The sequence below is a fragment of the Paracoccus sp. (in: a-proteobacteria) genome (assembly GCF_046462195.1).
In the GTDB taxonomy this organism is placed as follows: Bacteria; Pseudomonadota; Alphaproteobacteria; order Rhodobacterales; family Rhodobacteraceae; genus Paracoccus.
Map to the genome: position 1 here is coordinate 1 of NZ_JBKGUN010000046.1, position 18056 is coordinate 18056.

The 18056-nt window shown below is 65.2% G+C and carries 20 protein-coding genes; 6 read left to right on the plus strand and 14 right to left on the minus strand.

Features of this window, described 5'->3' with window-relative positions; translation table 11 throughout:
* Positions 1 to 258 precede the first annotated feature (258 nt).
* A complete protein-coding gene (locus tag ACLHHB_RS03240) occupies positions 259 to 894 on the plus strand; it encodes a ribonuclease T2 family protein (protein WP_410216848.1) in 636 nt (211 codons plus the stop codon).
* A gap of 82 nt (positions 895 to 976) precedes the next feature.
* Here the strand turns inward: ACLHHB_RS03240 and ACLHHB_RS03245 are convergent, their stop codons facing one another.
* Complete coding sequence (locus tag ACLHHB_RS03245; protein WP_410216849.1) at positions 977 to 1972, minus strand: NAD(P)H-quinone oxidoreductase; 996 nt, start codon at positions 1970 to 1972, stop codon at positions 977 to 979.
* A gap of 9 nt (positions 1973 to 1981) precedes the next feature.
* A complete protein-coding gene (locus tag ACLHHB_RS03250; RefSeq protein ID WP_410216850.1) occupies positions 1982 to 2635 on the minus strand; it encodes a COQ9 family protein in 654 nt (217 codons plus the stop codon).
* 93 nt (positions 2636 to 2728) lie between these two features.
* Between ACLHHB_RS03250 and rpsU the strand changes: the two genes are divergently transcribed.
* Positions 2729 to 2935 carry a 30S ribosomal protein S21 gene (gene rpsU / locus ACLHHB_RS03255; RefSeq protein WP_081994671.1) on the plus strand — a complete coding sequence of 69 codons (207 nt, stop codon included), beginning with the start codon at positions 2729 to 2731 and terminating at the stop codon, positions 2933 to 2935.
* A 60-nt stretch (positions 2936 to 2995) separates the two neighbouring features.
* On the opposite strand, the gene ACLHHB_RS03260 is transcribed toward rpsU, so the two are convergent.
* Positions 2996 to 3457 (minus strand): Lrp/AsnC family transcriptional regulator, encoded by a 462-nt coding sequence (locus ACLHHB_RS03260; RefSeq protein WP_410216851.1) that lies wholly within the window; start codon positions 3455 to 3457, stop codon positions 2996 to 2998.
* 132 nt (positions 3458 to 3589) lie between these two features.
* On the opposite strand from ACLHHB_RS03260, the gene ald reads away from it, so the two are divergent.
* Positions 3590 to 4708, plus strand: a complete 1119-nt coding sequence (gene ald, locus ACLHHB_RS03265) for an alanine dehydrogenase (protein WP_410216852.1) — start codon at positions 3590 to 3592, stop codon at positions 4706 to 4708.
* A 31-nt stretch (positions 4709 to 4739) separates the two neighbouring features.
* Here ald and mscL read toward each other — a convergent pair whose 3' ends face one another.
* From mscL to ACLHHB_RS03280, 3 genes are all read right to left on the minus strand, one after another.
* Positions 4740 to 5186 (minus strand): large conductance mechanosensitive channel protein MscL, encoded by a 447-nt coding sequence (gene mscL / locus ACLHHB_RS03270; protein WP_410216853.1) that lies wholly within the window; start codon positions 5184 to 5186, stop codon positions 4740 to 4742.
* A 149-nt stretch (positions 5187 to 5335) separates the two neighbouring features.
* Complete coding sequence (locus ACLHHB_RS03275; RefSeq protein WP_410216854.1) at positions 5336 to 5968, minus strand: DsbA family protein; 633 nt, start codon at positions 5966 to 5968, stop codon at positions 5336 to 5338.
* An 11-nt stretch (positions 5969 to 5979) separates the two neighbouring features.
* Entirely contained in the window at positions 5980 to 6513 is a 534-nt protein-coding gene (locus ACLHHB_RS03280; RefSeq protein ID WP_410216865.1) for a DUF721 domain-containing protein, read from the minus strand.
* 97 nt (positions 6514 to 6610) lie between these two features.
* Between ACLHHB_RS03280 and ACLHHB_RS03285 the strand changes: the two genes are divergently transcribed.
* A complete protein-coding gene (locus ACLHHB_RS03285; RefSeq protein ID WP_410216866.1) occupies positions 6611 to 7624 on the plus strand; it encodes an A/G-specific adenine glycosylase in 1014 nt (337 codons plus the stop codon).
* 10 nt (positions 7625 to 7634) lie between these two features.
* Positions 7635 to 8774, plus strand: a complete 1140-nt coding sequence (locus tag ACLHHB_RS03290; protein ID WP_410216855.1) for an alkane 1-monooxygenase — start codon at positions 7635 to 7637, stop codon at positions 8772 to 8774.
* Between the two features lie 4 nt (positions 8775 to 8778).
* Here the strand turns inward: ACLHHB_RS03290 and ACLHHB_RS03295 are convergent, their stop codons facing one another.
* From ACLHHB_RS03295 to ACLHHB_RS03320, 6 genes are all read right to left on the minus strand, one after another.
* On the minus strand, positions 8779 to 9201 hold the full coding sequence (locus tag ACLHHB_RS03295; RefSeq protein WP_410216856.1) for a VOC family protein: 423 nt from the start codon (positions 9199 to 9201) through the stop codon (positions 8779 to 8781).
* A gap of 186 nt (positions 9202 to 9387) precedes the next feature.
* Positions 9388 to 10518, minus strand: a complete 1131-nt coding sequence (locus ACLHHB_RS03300; RefSeq protein WP_410216857.1) for a site-specific DNA-methyltransferase — start codon at positions 10516 to 10518, stop codon at positions 9388 to 9390.
* A gap of 91 nt (positions 10519 to 10609) precedes the next feature.
* A complete protein-coding gene (locus tag ACLHHB_RS03305) occupies positions 10610 to 11242 on the minus strand; it encodes a ribonuclease HII (RefSeq protein ID WP_410216858.1) in 633 nt (210 codons plus the stop codon).
* A complete protein-coding gene (locus ACLHHB_RS03310; protein ID WP_410216859.1) occupies positions 11239 to 11718 on the minus strand; it encodes an ureidoglycolate lyase in 480 nt (159 codons plus the stop codon). Before ACLHHB_RS03310 ends, ACLHHB_RS03305 begins: the two co-directional genes overlap by 4 nt.
* 10 nt (positions 11719 to 11728) lie before the next feature.
* On the minus strand, positions 11729 to 13438 hold the full coding sequence (locus tag ACLHHB_RS03315) for a glycosyl transferase family 90 (RefSeq protein ID WP_410216860.1): 1710 nt from the start codon (positions 13436 to 13438) through the stop codon (positions 11729 to 11731).
* Positions 13439 to 13441: 3 nt separating this feature from the next.
* Complete coding sequence (locus ACLHHB_RS03320) at positions 13442 to 14689, minus strand: MFS transporter (RefSeq protein WP_410216861.1); 1248 nt, start codon at positions 14687 to 14689, stop codon at positions 13442 to 13444.
* 233 nt (positions 14690 to 14922) lie between these two features.
* Here ACLHHB_RS03320 and ACLHHB_RS03325 point away from each other — a divergent pair, with 233 nt between their 5' ends.
* Positions 14923 to 15609: a GntR family transcriptional regulator gene (locus tag ACLHHB_RS03325; protein WP_410216862.1), complete on the plus strand. Its 687-nt coding sequence runs from the start codon at positions 14923 to 14925 to the stop codon at positions 15607 to 15609.
* Positions 15610 to 15624: 15 nt separating this feature from the next.
* Here the strand turns inward: ACLHHB_RS03325 and ACLHHB_RS03330 are convergent, their stop codons facing one another.
* Both ACLHHB_RS03330 and ACLHHB_RS03335 read right to left on the minus strand, forming a co-directional pair.
* Positions 15625 to 17142 carry a class I adenylate-forming enzyme family protein gene (locus ACLHHB_RS03330; protein ID WP_410216863.1) on the minus strand — a complete coding sequence of 506 codons (1518 nt, stop codon included), beginning with the start codon at positions 17140 to 17142 and terminating at the stop codon, positions 15625 to 15627.
* Positions 17139 to 17963, minus strand: coding sequence for an oxepin-CoA hydrolase, alternative type (locus tag ACLHHB_RS03335; protein WP_410216864.1), 825 nt, complete (start codon positions 17961 to 17963; stop codon positions 17139 to 17141). The genes ACLHHB_RS03330 and ACLHHB_RS03335 overlap by 4 nt, the downstream gene beginning before the upstream one ends.
* Positions 17964 to 18056 lie beyond the last annotated feature (93 nt).

Sequence of the window (18056 nt, forward strand, 5' to 3'; positions counted from 1 at the left end):
TGAAGCTGAGGGTCGTGTTGTCGACCAGCCAGACGGCGGTGGCCTTGGCCATCAGCGGCTTGCTCATGTCAGTCTCCTTCGCGTGTCTTTGTGTGCCCCGAACATGGGCGGCTTGGCCGGAAAAACGGCTTCGGCGGGTGCCATTCCACGTTTTCGGGGGGAATTGCCGGCCCATATAGCGTTTTCGCGCCGCCGGTAAAAGAGGATTCGCACATTTCCCCGATGCAGTGCCATCGTGCAGCCGCTAGGATCACGTTCATGCGCCTGCTTGCCCTGTCCCTGATGGTTCTGCTGTTCCCCCTGCCCCTTCGTGCAGGCGACGTGCCGGGACAGTTCGATTATTATGTCCTGTCGCTCAGTTGGCAGCCCGGTTGGTGCAGCGCCACCGGCGATGCCCGAAACGCCCCCGAATGCCGCAAGGGCACTACCCGCGCCTTTGGGGTCCATGGCCTCTGGCCGCAGCACGAACGCGGTTGGCCGCAGGACTGCGCCGTCGACGAGCGCGATCCTTCGCGGCGCGAAACCCAAGGGATGACGGACATCATGGGGTCGGCGGGACTGGCGCTTCACCAATGGCGCAAGCACGGGCGCTGTTCGGGCCTGTCGGCTGCGGACTATTACCTGGCCACGCGACAGGCCCTGGACAGCATCACCATTCCGACAGTCTTTCAGCAGCTGCCGCAGGACGTCACGCTTCCTCCTTCCGTGGTCGAGGAGGCTTTCCTTGAACTGAACCACGGCTTCGGCGCGGACGGCATCACCGTGACATGCCGGGATGGCGCGCTTGCGGAACTGCGTCTTTGCCTGACCAGGGATCTGCAGCCCCGCGATTGCGCGCCAGATGTCCGGCGCGACTGCACGGCCAGCCGCATCCTGATGGAAGCCCCACACTGATCGCTGCACCCCAAGATGGCTCGGGTGCCTTGCTCATCGCCAGAAAGAACCACCGCCGCGCCATCGCCTCCCTTGCCCGTGGTCAGGCGCCTTCACCCGCGACGTTCAGCACGATCTTTCCGATATGGCCGCTGCTTTCCATGCGCTCATGGGCCTGCGGAGCCTGGGACAGGGGAAACTCGCTGTCGATCGTGACCTTGACCGAGCCTGCGGCAATCAGCGGCCACAGCTGCTTGCGGATCTCGTCGGCGATCTCGGCCTTGGCGACCTCGGATTGCGGCCGCAGGGTCGAGCCGGTGACGGTCAGCCGGTTCACCATGATCTGGGCAAAGTTCAGCTCGACCTTCGGACCCTCCAGAAAGGCGATCATCACCAGCCGGCCATCCAGCGCCAAGCTGCGGATGTTGCGGGGAATATAGCTGCCGCCCACCATGTCGAGGATCAGGTCAGCGCCTCCTGCCTCGGTCAGGACCTTGGTGAAATCCTGGTTGCGATAGTTGATGGCGGTCGCACCCAACGCCTCGATCGCGGCACATTTCTCGTCGCTGCCGACCGTGGCAAAGACACGGGCGCCCAAGGCGCGGGCGATCTGGATCGCCATCATCCCGATCCCCGACGTGCCGCCGTGAACCAGAAACCGCTCGCCGCCTGTCAGGCGGCCACGCTGGACCACGTTCGACCAGACGGTGAAGGCGGTTTCCGGCAGGCAGGCCCCTTCGCGCAGCGTCAGCCCCTTGGGGATGCGCAGGGCGTGATCGGCGTGGCAGACGGCATATTCGGCATAGCCGCCCCCGGGCAGAAGGGCGCAGACCTGCTCGCCCTTTTTCCACCGGGTGACTCCGGCGCCCATGCCGACAATCTCGCCCGAAGCCTCCAGTCCCGGCAGATCCGAGGCACCGGGCGGCGGCGCATAGCTGCCCGCGCGCTGCAGCACGTCGGGACGATTCACCCCGGCATAGGCGATCTTGATCAGGATCTGGTCGTGACAAGGGACCGGCACGGGGCGGGTCGTGGGGCGCAGCTGGTCGGCGGCACCGGGGGCGGCAATTTCGATTGCCGTCATCGAATCAGGAAACATGCGAACTCCTCAGCGGGTCTTGCCGGGCAGAACCCGGTCGCGGGGGGCGCGGATCCACCCAAAGGCCGCATTGGCCAGCATGGCGGCGCCCGGCAGGTTCTTCAACCGTGCCTTGACTGTCTCGAAGCCCATCACGCCGTCGATGCGCCGGTCGAGAAAGGCGCGTGTGTCGGTATAATTCTCGGAATCGTCCCCCAGCCAGAACAGCACTGTAGCTGAAATGACGGCGGACAGCGTGGCGCGCTTCGAATACCAGTTCACGTCCTGCGACCGGTCGCCCAGCGCGGTCCAGATCACATCCGCCGTTTCCCACACCAGCCGGGCCGCAAGCGCCGCGTTCTGCGGCAATGCCAGAGTGGCCGCGCCTGCGCGGACGAGTTCAGGATCGACAAGCTGCAGCCTGCGCCAGACCGCCTGCGCAATGCGATCGCGAAAACGCCCTTCGGGCGGGGTTTCCGCCAGCGATCGGCGCAGCGTCTCGTCGGCACGGCGGTGATAGGCGGCGGCAAGGCCCGCGCCCCCTTGCGGGAAATGCACACGGATCAGGGCGGGCGACATCCCGATGTCGCGGGCGCCCGCCGCCAACGCATTGTCGTTCATGCCCTCGAACGGGACATGGATCAGCGCGGCCTCCAGCAGCGCGTCGCGGTCGGTCTGGGTCATGTCACACCTCTTCTGGACAAATGCGTCCGCTGCTGCTAGGGGGACGCTTCCTGCAATCTATCAACTCTAACCTAGGAAGGTGGTGACAACCACATGCAGGTCAATGTTCGCGACAACAACGTCGAACAGGCGCTCCGTGCCCTGAAGAAAAAACTTCAGCGCGAAGGTGTCTTCCGCGAAATGAAGCTCAAGCAGCATTTCGAGAAGCCGTCGGTCAAGAAAGCCCGTGAAAAGGCCGAGGCCGTTCGCCGCGCCCGCAAGCTGGCTCGTAAAAAGGCACAGCGCGAAGGCGCGCTGTAAGGCGACGCGATCAGCGTAATCAGAAAACCCCCGTGACTCCGTGTCGCGGGGGTTTTCAATTCAAACGGGGATCGCGGTGGTGCGGAACACGGTGCGCAGGGCAAAGCTCGAATGCATCTGCGCCACGCCCGGCAGGCGCGCCAGGTGCTGGCGGTGGATCCGGGCAAAGTCGTCGGTATCCTCGACCACGATCTTCAGCAGGTAATCGGCCGTTCCGGCCATCAGGTGGCATTCCAGCACATCCGGAATGGCCCGCACGCCCCGCTCGAAGGCATCCAGAACCTCGTCAGCCTGCCCGGACAGGGTGATCTCCACGAAAACGGTCGTCTGGCGGCGCAATGCCCGTGCATCCAGCAGCGCGACATAGCCTGATATCACGCCCGCCTCCTCCAGCCGCTGGACGCGCCTGTGGCAGGCCGAAGGAGACAGGTGCACCCGGACAGCCAGTTCGGCATTGCTGATTCGGCCTTCTTTCTGAAGAAGGCCAAGGATGCGGCGGTCGATTGCGTCCAGTTCGCTCATGGGAACACATTCTTCGAAATTTTTCGGCTTTTCCAGCAGCTTCTTCGACAAGGTCCGGCAATCGGACGACAGCTTCGCAGCACCTTGCAGGCGCAGGCTGTCAGGATAAGAGAAATGGAGGAGAGAGAAATCATGAAGATCGGATGTCCGTCAGAGGTCAAGCCGCAGGAATTTCGCGTGGGCCTGACGCCCGCTGCCGCGGCCGAGGCGCTGGGGCGCGGCCACGAGGTGTGGGTCCAGGCCGGCGCTGGCCTTGGCGCAGGCTTCACGGATGACGATTACCAGGCCGCGGGTGCAACCATCGCCCCGGACGCCTCGGCGATATTTGAAACGGCCGACCTGATCGTCAAGGTCAAGGAGCCGCAGGCGGCCGAACGCAAGATGCTGCGCAAGGGCCAGGTTCTGTTCACCTATCTGCACCTGGCCCCGGACCCCGACCAGACTCGCGACCTGATGGACAGCGGTGTCACCGCCATTGCCTATGAAACCGTGACCGATGCGCGGGGCGGCCTGCCCCTGTTGGCCCCCATGTCCGAAGTCGCAGGGCGGCTGGCCCCCCAAGTCGGGTCATGGGCCCTGCAAAAGGCCAATGGCGGACGTGGCGTGCTGATGGGCGGGGTTCCCGGTGTGCGACCCGCGAACGTCGTCATCATCGGTGGCGGCGTCGTGGGTGCAGCCGCCGCCCGCGTGGCGGTCGGAATGGGGGCCAATGTGACGGTCATGGACCGGTCGCTTCCGCGCCTCTCCTATCTGGACGATATCTTCATGGGCAAGCTGACCACGCAATTCGCCAGCGCGGCGGCAACGGCCGAAGCGATTAGGTCAGCCGACATGGTGATCGGCGCCGTCCTGATCCCCGGAGCGGCGGCGCCCAAGCTGGTGACGCGCGAACAGCTGTCAACGATGCCGCAAGGGGCGGTGTTGGTGGATGTGGCCATCGACCAAGGGGGATGTTTCGAAACATCGCGCGCCACGACACATCAGGACCCGATCTACGAAGTCGATGGCATCGTTCACTATTGCGTCGCCAACATGCCGGGCGCTGTGGCACGCACCTCGACCCAGGCGCTGGGAAATGCCACGATGCCGCATCTGATGGCCTTGGCCGACAAGGGATGGCGTCAGGCGGTGAGCGACGACCCGCATCTGCGCGCGGGCCTTTCCACGCACGAGGGACGGCTGACCTCGATCCCCGTGGGTCAGGCCCTTGGGATGGAAGCGGTCACGCCCGAGGCTCTGCTGTCGCTCTGAAACGAAAGGGCGCCTGAACGGTGTCCTGAAATCAGACGGGGTTGGCGCGGTCGGCCAGCAGGTCACGGATTTGAGCCAGCAGCTCCTCTTGCGAGGGGCCGGCGGGAACGGCCTCTTCCTCGACCTTCTGGCGGCGGATGGCAGCGGACTGGATGCGGTTCACGCCCTTGACCAGCAGAAACACGGCCCAAGCCACGATCAGAAAGTTCAGGACCGTCATCAGGAACGATCCATAGGCAAGGATCGCCGCACCCGTCTGACGTGCCACGGCCAGGCTGGCTCCCTCGGGAACGCTGCCTGACAGCAGCAGATACTTGTCGGTAAAGTCGATCCCGCCTGTCAGCAGGCCTAGGATCGGGTTGATCAGGTCGTTCACCAGCGAATTCACGATGCCGGTGAAGGCTGCCCCGATGATGATGCCGACGGCCAGGTCGATGACATTGCCGCGCGCGATGAATGTCTTGAAGTCTTGGATCATGACCTGCTGCCCTTGACTGATGCCCAACGTTTCGGGGCGCAGCATGCGAGGGCAATGCGGATGAATCAACCGCGCAGATCGCAGTCCCGGCCCGCAAGCCGCGCCGGTCGAGTGGATGCGGGCGAAAAATCGCCCGCATCATCGTCGGATTACTGAGCGGCCTCGGGCGCGACCTCGGCCAGCTTGCGGTCGATGACCGCCTTCATCCCGTCCCACGGCTGGTTCTGGACCTTCTCGCCACCGATGATGAAGGTGGGCGTAGCCTCGACCTCGTCGGCGGTGGCGTTCTGCTGGAAGGTCGCGATCAGCTGTTCGACCTTGCCGGTATCGTCCCAGCAGGCGGTCACCTGATCCTCGGTCATGCCTGCCTTCAGGCCGATGCGGCGCAGGTTGGCCGCGATCTCGTCGCCCGAACCGCCGGCCAACCATTCTCCCTGCTCCTCGAACAGCATGTCCGAGACGGCATAATACTTGTCGTCACCGCCGCAGCGCGCCAGGATCCCCGCCCAAAGGCCGACCTGATCGAAGTAGATGTCGCGCTGGACGAAACGGACCTGGCCATTGTCGATGTATTCCGCCTTCAGCTGCGGAAAGACGTCGTTGTGAAAGTTCGCGCAATGCCCGCAGGTAAAGCTGGCATATTCGATCACGGTCAGCGGCGCATCCTCGGCACCCAAGGCGATGTCGGGCAGGATCTCGGGGGCAGGCGCAGCCGCGTCCTGTGCCAGCGCAGGCATGGCCAAGGTCATTGCAATCGCAGTCGCGGCAGAACGAAGAAACATGGAAAGTCCTTTCAAAACTTGCGGGAAGGTCTGGAGGCGACGTTCAACGCCAACCGGGCCATTGCCTCGGCCAGAGTGGGGTCATCGAATTGCTGCGCAACAAGACCGGCCTGCCGGACAAGGGCGGGGTCAGGCGCCTTGGGCGTGTGCGGCGCCTGGGCAAAGCGTGCCTGCCCATCGGCAAAGCCGCTGGCAGCGGTCTGGGTCAGGGTGATGCGCTGCACCGCGTTATAGCCATAGCAGGCGTTCACACGCTCTCGCAGGCGGGGCAGCTGCATCTCGACCATGGGGGCCATGGGGCCGGTGGTCAGCAGGGTCAGCGTGGCCCCGAAGCCGCCACGGCTGTGGCTGATCTTGACCGGACGGGTGACGGCAGCCAGCTGTTTGCCCGCGATTTCAGGCCAATGGGTCAGCAGGCGGGCCACGGCAAAGCCCCGCCCTTCGGCCGCCTTCTGAACGCGGTCGGCCAGAAGCGAGGCCGCCGCCTGAAAGCCGCGGCTGCGACGTCTGGTCGGGGTAGTCTTGCTGCGGGGTGTCTGGGCCATGTTCGCCTGAGCTGATATCACGCCCATATCCTTAGCCAGCCATCCCCCCGGATGAAAGCGCGCCAATCCGACAAAGGCCACATAATTGCGTGACAGCATGGTGATCGCCCCCGACCTTCTGGCCTGGTATGACCGCCACGCCCGCATCCTGCCCTGGCGCGTGCCGCCCGGCGGGCCGCCCGCCGATCCTTATCGGGTCTGGCTGTCCGAGGTGATGCTGCAACAAACGACCGTCGCCGCGGTCAAGGCCTACTTCCTTCGCTTTACCTCGTTGTGGCCCACGGTTCAGGATCTGGCGGCGGCCGATGATGCCCATGTCATGGCCGAATGGGCGGGGCTGGGGTATTACGCCCGGGCCCGCAACCTGCTGGCCTGCGCCCGCGCGGTGACAGCCATGGGCGGCTTTCCGGACAGCCGCCAGGGGCTGATGGGCCTGCCGGGCATCGGGACCTATACCTCCGCCGCCATCGCCGCGATCGCGTTCCAGCAGCCGGAAACGGTGGTCGACGGCAATGTCGAGCGCGTCGTGTCGCGCCTGTTCGCGGTCGAGACGCACTTGCCGCAGTCACGGCCGCAACTGACGGCACTGGCCACGACCCTGACGCCTCAGGCACGTCCCGGCGACTTTGCGCAGGCAATGATGGACCTGGGCGCCACCATCTGCACCCCTCGCAACCCGGCCTGCGCAATCTGTCCCGTCATGGAACCGTGCCAGGCCCGCCAAAGGGGCATTGCGGCCGAACTTCCGCGCAAGGCCCCCAAGGCACCCAAGCCCGAGCGCGAGGGCATTGTCTGGGTCGCTCGTCAGGGTGACGCACTGCTGCTGGAGCATCGGCCGCCCAAGGGGCTTCTGGGTGGGACTCTGGCCTTTCCCTCGGCCCAGTGGGACGGGCGCGACATGCCGGCCCCCGGACCCGCCGATTGGCGAGAGATCGGCCAGGTGCGCCATGTCTTTACCCATTTCGGCCTGACCCTGACGGTGATGTTCGGCATTCTGACCGGAAATCCCACGCGCGGCGAACTGGTTTCCGTGGACCGGATCAACCGCGACGGCCTGCCAGGGCTGATGCGCAAGGTATGGGATATAGCCCAAAGCGAAATCAACGCGTAATATTCGCCCTATGAGCGAGTCGCCCCCTTCTGCCCTGCCGGCCGCGGCCCCCTTCTGGCTGTCGATCGTGCTGATCCCGCTGGTCGCGCTGGCTGCTTGGCTGGGCGGCTGGTGGTGGATCCTGATCCCCCTTTATGCCTGGTACCTGACCAGCGCGCTCGACAGTTTTCTGGACCTGAACGAGGACAATCCCGACCCTGGCACCGCGACCGAACACCTGTTCTGGCACCGCGCCATCACCATCATCTGGTTTCCGCTGCAGTGTGCGGTGATCTTTGGCATCCTTTGGTTTGTGCAAGCGACAGGCCATTTGTCGGGCTGGGAAAAGCTGGGCCTTTTCTTCGGGATCGGCGTCCTGTCCGGCAGCATCGGCATCGTCTATGCCCACGAGCTGCTGCATCAGAAGACATCGCTGGAACGGTGGATGGGCGATCTGCTGCTGGCCAGCGTGCTGTATTCGCATTTCCGGACCGAACATCTGCTGGTTCATCATTCTTGGGTCTCGACCCCGCGGGACGCGGTGTCTGCGCGCTACAACGAGGGGTTCTACCGCTTTTTCGGCCGCGTTCTGATAGATGGGCCACGCAGCGCCTGGAGGGTGGAAACACGGTTTCTGGCCCGGGCCGGACGCAGCCCTTGGGACCGACGCAACCCCTTCTGGCGCTACGCGGTGCTGCAAGGGATGATGCTGGGGCTGGCGCTGGCTTTAGGGGGCTGGACAGGGCTGGGCCTGTTCCTGTTCCAAGCATTTATAGCGGTCTGGCAGTTGGAATTGACGAACTATGTCGAGCATTACGGTTTGTCGCGCCTGCATCTGGGGGACGGCCGGTACGAACCCGTACGCCCCCGGCACAGCTGGAATGCCAGCCATAGGGCGACGAATTGGCTGCTGATCAACCTGCAGCGCCATTCCGACCACCATACCAAGCCTGATCGCCGCTTTCCCTTGCTGCAAACCCATGCACCGGACGAGGCGCCGCAGTTGCCGCTTGGTTATCCGGCCATGACCTTCCTTGCGATGATCCCGCCCTTGTGGCGGCGGCGGATGAACCCTCGCGTCCGGGCGTGGCGCCGCCAGTTCTATCCGCAGATCGCGGACTGGACCCCCTACAACAAGGGGACCCTGCCCATGCCCCGCAACGCTCTTTGACCGCTCAGGTCCCGAAGGCCACATGCCCTTCCGCATCGATCGTCCAGCCGGGGTTCCAGGCGATTTCCCAGGCATGATCGTCCGGATCGGCGACATAACCACGAAAGCCGCCATGCGCCGGCGCGTCGGCCGGGCGCAGGACGCGCCCTCCATGATCGGCAAGCTGCGCCATCAGAACGCCGACCTGGTCGCGGTCAACCACGTTATGGGCCAAGGAAAAAGCGCCTGGCTGCAGCAGACCGGACCTGTTCATGTCCGCCTCCAGACAATCCTTCAGAAAGGTCCCCAGAACAAAGCCGTTCATCTGGTAAAAGACGATCTCCTCGTTCTCGAACACCGGAGACCAGCCGAACCCCTCGACATAGAAGCGGCGCGACCGCACCAGATCCGCCGTGCCCAGCGTGATGACCGAGATCTGCTGCTGCATCGTTCCCTCCCTTGGATCCGGGCAGGCTCGTTTCGACCAGTCTGGGCCTTCCATCAGCAGGGGGTCAAGCACCTGCCTTGCCCGTGCCACTCCGACGGACAAAAACGCCCCGCCCTGCGGACAGGACGAGGCAAGGTGGTCCCGGTGGCCCGAAAGGCCGTGGGACGTGGCGAACGGAAAATGGCGTCAGTTCGGACGGGACACGTCGCCCTCCAGCTCAGCGCGGATCTGCTGGCGCAGGATGTCCAGCGGGATCATCTTGCCCTCGCGCCGGAAATGCCAATAGGTCCAGCCGTTGCAGGAGGGTGCGCCCTCCAGCGCGGCACCGACCTGGTGGATGGAGCCCTTGACGTCGTTGCCGATCAGGCTGCCGTCGGCGCGGACCTTAGCCTTGTGGCGGTTGCCGATGGAAAACAGCTCCTCGCCCGGGCGCAGCATGCCGCGTTCGATGACCTGACCAAAGGGAATGCGCGGCTCGGCCCGCTTGGCGCGGGTGGTGGCGATGGCATCGGTGTCGAAACGGCGGACGCGCGACAGGCGGCGGGTGGCAACCTCGCGATAGGCTTCCTCGCGCTCGATCCCGATATAATCGCGGCCCAGCATCTTGGCGACGGCGCCCGTGGTGCCGGTGCCGAAGAACGGGTCCAGAACCACGTCGCCCGGATTGGTCGTCCCCACGATCACCCGGTGCAGCAGGGATTCCGGCTTTTGCGTCGGATGCGCCTTGTCGCCGGCGGCGTCCTTCAGACGTTCGCCGCCGTTGCAGATCGGCAGGACCCAGTCCGACCGCATCTGTACCCCTTCGTTCAGCGACTTCAGCGCTTCGTAGTTGAACGTGTACTTCGACGTTTCGGATTTCGCGGCCCAGATCAGGGTTTCATGCGCGTTGGTCAGCCGCTTGCCACGAAAGTTCGGCATCGGGATCGACTTGCTCCAGATCACGTCGTTCAAGATCCAGAAGCCCTGGATATTCAGCTCGGCCCCCACGCGAAAGATGTTGTGATAACTGCCGATCACCCAGATCGCACCGTTCGGCTTCAACAGCCGGCGCGCGGCGGCCAGCCAGCCCTTCGTAAAGGCATCATAGATGGCAAAGGAGGAAAACTGGTCCCAGTGATCGTCCACCGCATCGACCCGGCTGTTGTCCGGACGATGCAGTTCGCCCTTCAGCTGCAGGTTATAAGGCGGATCGGCAAAGATCAGGTCCACGCTGCCCGCCGGCAGGCTGTTCATGATGTCGACGCAATCACCCGCGAGGATCTGGTTCAGCGGTAGCGCTGGTACGGAATCCGTACGCTGGTTCCTGGTTTTGGTCATGGTCTGCCTCTGGGGGAAAATGCCGGCTTTGGCCGATCTGATATGCCCCAAAATGATTCAGACCCGATTCGGCGTCAATTTCTTTTTTGAATCAAGCACTTGTTAACGAGGCTTTACACAAGATGTTGTGGACGGGACCAAAGGAGCGCCGATGATGTGGTGTCACCCCCAGATCCAGCAGGGCCTGCCGGTGGGCCAGGGTCGGGTATCCGGCGTTGGTTTCCCAGCCATAGCCGGGGTGCTGTTGCGCCAAATCCACCATGATGCGGTCACGCAACACTTTTGCGATGATGGATGCCGCAGCGATCGAAAGGCAGCGCGCGTCGCCTTGGACAATGGCCTTGGCTGGCCGGTCCAGCGTCTTGGGCAGGCGATTTCCGTCCACCAGCACAAGGCAGGGGCGCTGCTTCAGCCGGGCCACGGCACGGCACATTGCGGCATGAGTGGCGTGATGGATGTTCAGTGTCTCGATCTCGTCGACATCGACATGCACTGCGGCCCAGTCGCAGTTCTGCATCAACCATTCCGCCAGGACCTCGCGCCGCGGGCGCGACAGCTGCTTGCTGTCATTGAGCCCCGGAGGGATGTTCAACGGATCCAGGATCACTGCGGCCGCCGTCACCGGACCCGCCAGCGGCCCCCGTCCCGCCTCGTCCACGCCCGCCACAAGGCGCGCGCCGCGACAAAGGGCGTCATGCTCAACACTGTAGTCGGGCAGGCTCATGCAAGGATCCGCACCGGGTCGATGCGCCGTTCTTCCAGATTCGTGTCGGTGCCCTCGCGATCGACGACCAGAAAATCCGCCGCCCGGTCCAACGGTGTCAGGACACCATGCCAGCAGCCCGCGCGCAGGTTCACCCCGGTATGGGCGGGGACCAGAAAGGCACGCGGCGCTCCCGGGCGGCCGTTTTCATCGGGGGCCACGACCGACAGCCAGGCATCCGGGCCCATCGGCATGAAGGCCTGGCTGCCAAGGGGGTGACGCTCCAGCAGGGTGCAGTCATAGGGCAGGCTGACCGGCTCTGACCGAAAGATCGAGATGATCGCCTCGCCGCCGCCGCGCTCGACCGTGGCCAGCGCGTGATGACGTTCGCACCGGCCGGCATTGATCATGCGGTCGGGGGTGGATCTGGGCTCCAGCACATCCCCGAAAGGGGCGAATGCGGCGGCGGTCAGGGGTTCGATGCGGATCGTGTTCATGGGCGCCCTTCTAGCGTGCCGCAGCCAGCCCGTCGAGGATCAGTCGCATCACGTCGCGCCGTGCGGCAGGGTCGCGCAGAAACGCGGCCTCCTGGCGCGCCGCCTGCGACATGGCCTTGCATTCGGCAGGATGCGCGCGGGCCCAAGCCAGCTTTTCCTCGATATCGACAGCATGACGGGCAATGGGGATGAAGTGCTGCCATGGCTTGAAGCGGTTGGAATAGAACACCTGCCAGCCATCCTGTTCGGCCAGCAGCACCGACCGGCTGTCCAGCGCCGTCATGAAGTTCGACCCGTGGTCATAACCCGTCAGGTACAGCTGATACCGAAAGCGTCGGAACAGGTCGTGCCCCGCCCGCACCGTGCAGAATGGCGCCAGCAGCGGGTCGTCGGCAAGGGAACGAAAGGCAGGAGCCATCACCACGCCCAGATCAAAGTCCGGGTGGCCGAAAAAGCGGCGAACAAAGGCCAGGCGATTGGTGCGGCAAAGACCCTGCCACGCGGCCCGCCGCGCAGGGGCATCCGAAGCCTCGGCCAGCCGCTTCAGCCAGACGTGGGCGGCAGGACCGGGTTTCACGCCATCACGCATTTCGGACCCCGAGATCATGCCGCGCCAGATCAGGCGGTCCTCCTTGTCTTCGAAAGGGACGGTATCGGGGGCAGCGGCAGGATCAAAGCCCGGCAGGCCGATGGCGTGCTGGTCGGGCAAGGGCCAGAGGACCGCGTTGACCGCTCCTTCGCGCCGGTTGTGGCACAGGACGGGGCGATCCAGCGCTTCGCCCTGCGGACTGCCGAACCAGCGCGAATCCTCCATGTCGATCCAGACGGGATCGCGGCGATTCAGCGACAGGATGTCGTTGATGACACCTTCGGCCCGGATCAGCTTGAAGTGCCGCCCGTCACGCGCCAGCGCCAACGGGGGCCCCTCGGACGGGGACAACAGCGTGAACTGACGGGGATTGCCCTGTGGATCGGTGACCGCCCCCCTGCCCCGCAGGCTGCCGTCCCATCGGCATGCAAGGGGCGACAAGCCCGCAAGGCTGCCTTTGGCGGCAGGATCAAGACCTTGCAGGCAGAAGCGGGCGACATCTGCGGCCCAGCCTGCCGGCGCCGAAGGCGGGTCGGGCCGCGTCAACAGGTCGATGACATCCGGCGCTTCAAGAACGGGCCAGTTGTCGAAGGGAAGGACCTGCATCGGCAGGACCGCATCCAGCCGCGCCGCCAGATCGGCAGGGCTGTCCAGATCCGTATCGACGACCAGCAGCCGCGGATCGTCGCGGAACAGCGTGCGCATTGCCTCCAGATGCGTGGCCAGTTGCCGTTGCCAAAGCCCCGGCAGCGCGGCAGGCGGCAAACCGTGGCGAGCCACATGACAGGCCAAGGCTCCTGTTCTCGCGCGCCACAGCGGCCAGCGGTCCTGCGGCGGGATGATCAGCACAAAGCGCGCCTGAGGCAGCCAGTCACGCAGAAAGGCAGCGCAGCGCCAGGCATCGAGCGGCGGACGCCAGTGCGGCTGGTGACGGTAAAGGCCTGCGAACAGCCTGACGTCCGGCCACGCCGCCAGCGGCTGCTGCCCCTGCCCCATCGCGAAATGAACGTCGGCGGCCAGACGGCCGCCCTCGTGGCAAGCCACAGCATGACCATTGGCCCGGAAAAGCTGCGCCAAGGCCGTATCGGCAGGGCCTTCGGGGCCGATATGGACAAAGACGGGGCCCGCCACTCCTCAGCCCGGCAGGCGGTCCTGGCGTGGCAGCAGGACGGTCAGCAGCCCCAGCACCGGGAGGACGGAACACAGCAGGAAGACCGTGCGGATGCCTTGGGCATCGGCCAGCACACCAAGCGCAGCGGCCGCGATACCGCCCATGCCAAAGGAAAAGCCGAAGAACAGTCCTGCGATCATGCCCGTGCGCCCCGGCACCAGTTCCTGCGCAAAGACAACAATGGCCGGAAAGGCCGAGGCAAGGATCAGCCCGATCAGGACGGCCAGACCGCCCGTCGCATACAACCCCACATGCGGCAGCAGCAGCGTGAAGGGCAGCACACCCAGGATCGACACCCAGATCACCGTCAACGGTCCCACCCGGTCGCCGATGATGCCGCCCAGCATCACCCCGCCCGCCATGCCGGCCAGAAACAGGAACAGCATGATCTGCGCGCCCTGCGTGGACAGGCCGAACCTGTCGATGGTGAAAAAGGTGAAATAACTGCTCATCGAGGCGGTATAGATGTTCTTGGTGAAAACCAGCAGCGCCAGAACGGCGATCGCGCGGATCACCACCGGGCGCGGCAGGCGCAGGGACCGGTCTCCTGCCGCGGCGCCGGCCCGGCGGCGCGTTTCGGCCCAGGCGCCCACGCGCCACAGGATTGAAGCGCCCAAGGCCGCCGCAACCGCGAACCAGGCAACGGCGGGCCGGCCCAAGGGCACGACGATGAAGGCCGCCAGCAGCGGGCCAAGCGAGGCGCCAAAGTTGCCCCCCAACTGGAACATCGACTGCGCCGTGCCATAGCGTCCGCCCGATGCGAGACGCGCCACGCGCGAGCTTTCGGGATGGAATACCGCCGAGCCGATGCCGATCAGCATCGCCCCCGCCAGCAGCATGGCATAATGATGGGCGCTGGCCAGCAGCACGACTCCCACCAGCGTCGACCCCATGCCGAAAGGCAGGGAACGCGGCTGCGGGTGGCGGTCGGTGGCCATGCCGATCAGGGGCTGCAACAGCGATGCCGTGACCTGGAATGCAAGGGTCATCACCCCGATCTGGGCATAGGACAATGAGAACTCGACCCGCAGCAGGGGATAGATCGCCGCAAGCATCGACTGCATGATATCATTAATCATGTGGCACAGGCTGATGGCGGTCAGCACCCCCCACGACGTCAGCTGCGCAGGAGACCCGAGGCCCGCTGCCGGGGCCGTGCGCGAGGGAAGGATCTGCATGTTCGGCACCACAAGGTTTTGCACGATCTGCATTAAGCGCATCCGCCAAAAAAGAAAAGTCCGCAGAACGACTTGCCCATATCGGCAAGGTCGAAGAATTTTCAGGATTTTTCCAAAGAACTGCCCAAATAGACAGGTTCACAACGCACCGTTAACCTTTATTACCGTAAACAATAGTGTTTATAAAGTGTGCCGGTATGGCGGATATGCAAACTGAATCTACGGTACAGCTTCGCTCTGCCGGTCTCCATCATCATCGCAAGCGCATGAACACCTGGCAGGCTATCCGGGCAGAGGTGCTGGGCCGCATCCGTTCAGGAGAATGGGCGCCCGGCACGATGATCCCGACGGAACAGACACTTGCGGCCGAGATGGGCTGCGCGCGCGCGACGGTGAACCGCGCCATGCGCGAGCTTGCCGACAGCGGCATCATCCAGCGGCGGCGCAAGGTCGGGACACGCGTGTCCGCCACGGCCGAACGGCGCACCACGCTGCGCCTGCCCGCGATCCGCGAGGAAATCGAGATCATGGGTGCGGCCTGCACCTATATCATGACCGAATGCAGCCTGAGGGCGCCCAGCCCCCAGGCGATGCGTGCCCTGCAGGTGGACGCGGATCATGAACTGCTGCTGGTCACCTCGCGCTATCTTGCCGATGAGCGGCCCCATTGCGCTGAAACCGTCTGGCTGAACCCGCGCGCGATCGATCTGCCCGATGCCACCCTGTTCGCCGAAGAGCCTCCGCAGGAATGGCTGGCCCGCACCCTGCCTGTCGCGCAGGTCAGCGTGTCGGTCCTGGCAGAAAGCGCCGACGGCACCTCTGCGGTCGATCTGGACGTGGAGCCAGGCACCTCGGTCCTGGCGATCGAGCGGGTGAATTCGCTGAACGGGCTGCCGGTGTCCTTCACGCGCCAGTTCTATGCGCCCCGCCACCGCCTGGTGTTTGACGACTGAACGCCCACCCGCCGCTCATGCGGCGGGATCTTCGTCCAAAAGTCCGGCAAAGTGCTGCAGCAGGCGATGCTTCAGCACTTTTCCCGTTGCGGCCGCCGGAAAGGGGCCCGTCAGCACGATCCGCGTCGGCCGCTTGTAGGCGGACAACCGTGCCGCCGCATGGGCTGCCAGCGCCTCGACGGTCACGGCACCGGGCGCGATCAGTTGACAAAAGGCCAAAACATCCTCGTCCCCTCCCTCTCTCGCACGTCCGATGACGGCGGTCTGCAGCACGGCGGGGTGGTCGTTCAGGGCCGCCTCGACCTCGGGCGGATACACGTTGAAGCCGCCGCGGATGATCAACTCCTTGCAGCGGCCCACGATGTGCAGTCGGCCCTGCGCGTCGATGCGCCCCAGATCGCCCGTGCGCATCCAGCCCTGCGCGTCCAGAACCTGCGCGGTGGCCTCCGGGTTGCGAAAATAGCCGCGCATGACATGCGGGCCACGGGTCAGCACCTCGCCCGTCCCGGCCTCGCGGCCGATGCTGTCGTCCAGCGTGACCTCGACCCCCGGCAGAGGGTGACCTGCCGACGGATCGGGATCGCCCTTGGCGTTCGTCGTGATCGTGACGCCCGCCGTGGTTTCCGTCATGCCATATCCGTTTTGCAGCGCGATACCATAAAAGGCTTCGGCCCGGCGTTTCCAGTCGGGGTCCAGGGGCGCTGCGCCGCTGCTGACATAACGCAAGGGGCCGGTCAGGCGGTCCTGGCCCCGGGCGCGGGCCTCGGCCATGATGGCGGCATGCATCTGCGGGACGGCAGGCAGGACGGTGACCCCGTCTTCCAGCGCTTCCAGCACCGCGGCGGCGGCAAAGCGCGGCACCAGCCGCACATGCGCCCCCGCCGACAACCCCGCGCACAGCATCGAGGTCAGGCCAAAGACATGCGTCAGGGGCAGGACGCCATAGATCACGTCATCGGGCCCGATCCCGCGCAAACGGGCCGAGGACTGCCCGCCAAAGATCAGGTTGCCATGGGTCAGCATCACCCCCTTGGGCGTGCCTGTCGTGCCGGTGGTATAAAGGATCACCGCCGGCATGACGTCGCCCGCATCGACCGTTTCGGGCGCGCAATCGAACGGCCCCTCCATGTGCAGGGCCGCCCCGGCCAGCGTCAGGGGACGCGCCTCCCCCGCATGCAGCCGGGCCGGTTCGCTGACATCCGACAGATACAGGACCAGGCGCGGATCGGTATGCGCGGAAATTTTGGCCAGTTCCGGCTCCGTCATGCGGGCATTGACCGGAACCGCCACCGCATCCATCCGGCTGGCCGCCATCAGCAGGACAGGGACCGAGGCCGCGTTTTCGGCCACGATCAGCAGGCGGTCGCCGGGGCGCAAGCCCAGCCCGCGCAGCGCCTGCTCGGTCCTGATGACCAAGTCGTCAAGCGCCGCATAGCTCAGCGTTTCTCCTGTCCAGTCCGTCAGGGCGGGGCGATCGGGACAGGCAGCCGCGGCCCGGTCGAACAGCTGGTGGATGCGGATCGCGTCGGTCATGTTCCCTCGCGCAGTCGTCGGAAATCGGGGGCGCGCTTGGCCAGAAAGGCAGTGATGCCTTCGGCGGCCTCCGGCGCGGCCAAGGCATGGGCCATGGCATCGCGTTCGGCGTCCAGTTGCGCCTCGAACGCGGCGGCCCGCCATCCGGTCATCAGGCGCTTGATCGCGGCCTGCGCCCCGGCAGGCCCCTGCGCCAGACGGTCGGCCAAGGTCATGGCGGCCATGATGGCCTCGCCGGGTTCGGTCAGTTCGTTGATCAGGCCAAGCGCGTGAAGGCGCTCGGCTCCGACAGGCTGGCCGGTCATGACCATCCAGGCCGCCATCTGCGGCGGAAGGCCCGCCCCCAGCGCCGCCGTCAGCCCGCCATCCGGCACCAGGCCAGCATTGACATAGGCGGCCGTGAAACGGGCGTCGCGCCCCGAGATCACCATGTCGCAGGCCAGCGCCAGCGACAGGCCCGCACCGGCGGCCCCGCCCTCGACAACGGCGATGACCGGTCGGGGGCAGTGGGTAATGGCACGGATCAGGTCGTTCAACGCCTCGATCCGGTCACGGCGCTGATCCTCGTCCATCTGCTGGGCGGTGATCAGCGTGTTCAGATCACCGCCCGCACAAAAGAAATCCCCTTCGCCCATCACGATGACAGCCCCGATGCGCGGCTCGTCCGTGGCCATGCCCAGGGCGCGGTGCAGCCCGTCATAGAACTCGGGGGTCAGCGCATTGCGGCGCAGCGCATTGCGGTTTTCCACCACCAGCCGGTCACCCAGGTCGCTGATCTCGCAGTGCGGGTTGGTCATGGGGTCGAAGGGATAGGGGGTCATGCGGGCTCCTGTCGGGACTTGCGAAAAACGCCGGTCGCGGTGGCGATCAGCGTTCCGTCCCCATGCCGCAACTGTCCTTCGATGAACAGGGTC

What these genes read in the sequence shown, in the direction of transcription:
- ACLHHB_RS03260 (WP_410216851.1), bottom strand. Translation starts at nt 3,457, where the DNA reads ATGAGCGAACTGGACGCAATCGACCGCCGCATCCTTGGCCTTCTTCAG.
- ACLHHB_RS03325 (WP_410216862.1), top strand. Translation starts at nt 14,923, where the DNA reads ATGAACACCTGGCAGGCTATCCGGGCAGAGGTGCTGGGCCGCATCCGT.
- ACLHHB_RS03290 (WP_410216855.1), top strand. Translation starts at nt 7,635, where the DNA reads ATGAGCGAGTCGCCCCCTTCTGCCCTGCCGGCCGCGGCCCCCTTCTGG.
- ACLHHB_RS03280 (WP_410216865.1), bottom strand. Translation starts at nt 6,513, where the DNA reads ATGGCCCAGACACCCCGCAGCAAGACTACCCCGACCAGACGTCGCAGC.
- ACLHHB_RS03300 (WP_410216857.1), bottom strand. Translation starts at nt 10,518, where the DNA reads ATGACCAAAACCAGGAACCAGCGTACGGATTCCGTACCAGCGCTACCG.
- ACLHHB_RS03275 (WP_410216854.1), bottom strand. Translation starts at nt 5,968, where the DNA reads ATGTTTCTTCGTTCTGCCGCGACTGCGATTGCAATGACCTTGGCCATG.
- ACLHHB_RS03320 (WP_410216861.1), bottom strand. Translation starts at nt 14,689, where the DNA reads ATGCAGATCGTGCAAAACCTTGTGGTGCCGAACATGCAGATCCTTCCC.
- ald (WP_410216852.1), top strand. Translation starts at nt 3,590, where the DNA reads ATGAAGATCGGATGTCCGTCAGAGGTCAAGCCGCAGGAATTTCGCGTG.
- ACLHHB_RS03310 (WP_410216859.1), bottom strand. Translation starts at nt 11,718, where the DNA reads ATGAACACGATCCGCATCGAACCCCTGACCGCCGCCGCATTCGCCCCT.
- ACLHHB_RS03285 (WP_410216866.1), top strand. Translation starts at nt 6,611, where the DNA reads ATGGTGATCGCCCCCGACCTTCTGGCCTGGTATGACCGCCACGCCCGC.
- mscL (WP_410216853.1), bottom strand. Translation starts at nt 5,186, where the DNA reads ATGATCCAAGACTTCAAGACATTCATCGCGCGCGGCAATGTCATCGAC.
- ACLHHB_RS03295 (WP_410216856.1), bottom strand. Translation starts at nt 9,201, where the DNA reads ATGCAGCAGCAGATCTCGGTCATCACGCTGGGCACGGCGGATCTGGTG.
- rpsU (WP_081994671.1), top strand. Translation starts at nt 2,729, where the DNA reads ATGCAGGTCAATGTTCGCGACAACAACGTCGAACAGGCGCTCCGTGCC.
- ACLHHB_RS03240 (WP_410216848.1), top strand. Translation starts at nt 259, where the DNA reads ATGCGCCTGCTTGCCCTGTCCCTGATGGTTCTGCTGTTCCCCCTGCCC.
- ACLHHB_RS03330 (WP_410216863.1), bottom strand. Translation starts at nt 17,142, where the DNA reads ATGACCGACGCGATCCGCATCCACCAGCTGTTCGACCGGGCCGCGGCT.
- ACLHHB_RS03335 (WP_410216864.1), bottom strand. Translation starts at nt 17,963, where the DNA reads ATGACCCCCTATCCCTTCGACCCCATGACCAACCCGCACTGCGAGATC.
- ACLHHB_RS03305 (WP_410216858.1), bottom strand. Translation starts at nt 11,242, where the DNA reads ATGAGCCTGCCCGACTACAGTGTTGAGCATGACGCCCTTTGTCGCGGC.
- ACLHHB_RS03245 (WP_410216849.1), bottom strand. Translation starts at nt 1,972, where the DNA reads ATGTTTCCTGATTCGATGACGGCAATCGAAATTGCCGCCCCCGGTGCC.
- ACLHHB_RS03250 (WP_410216850.1), bottom strand. Translation starts at nt 2,635, where the DNA reads ATGACCCAGACCGACCGCGACGCGCTGCTGGAGGCCGCGCTGATCCAT.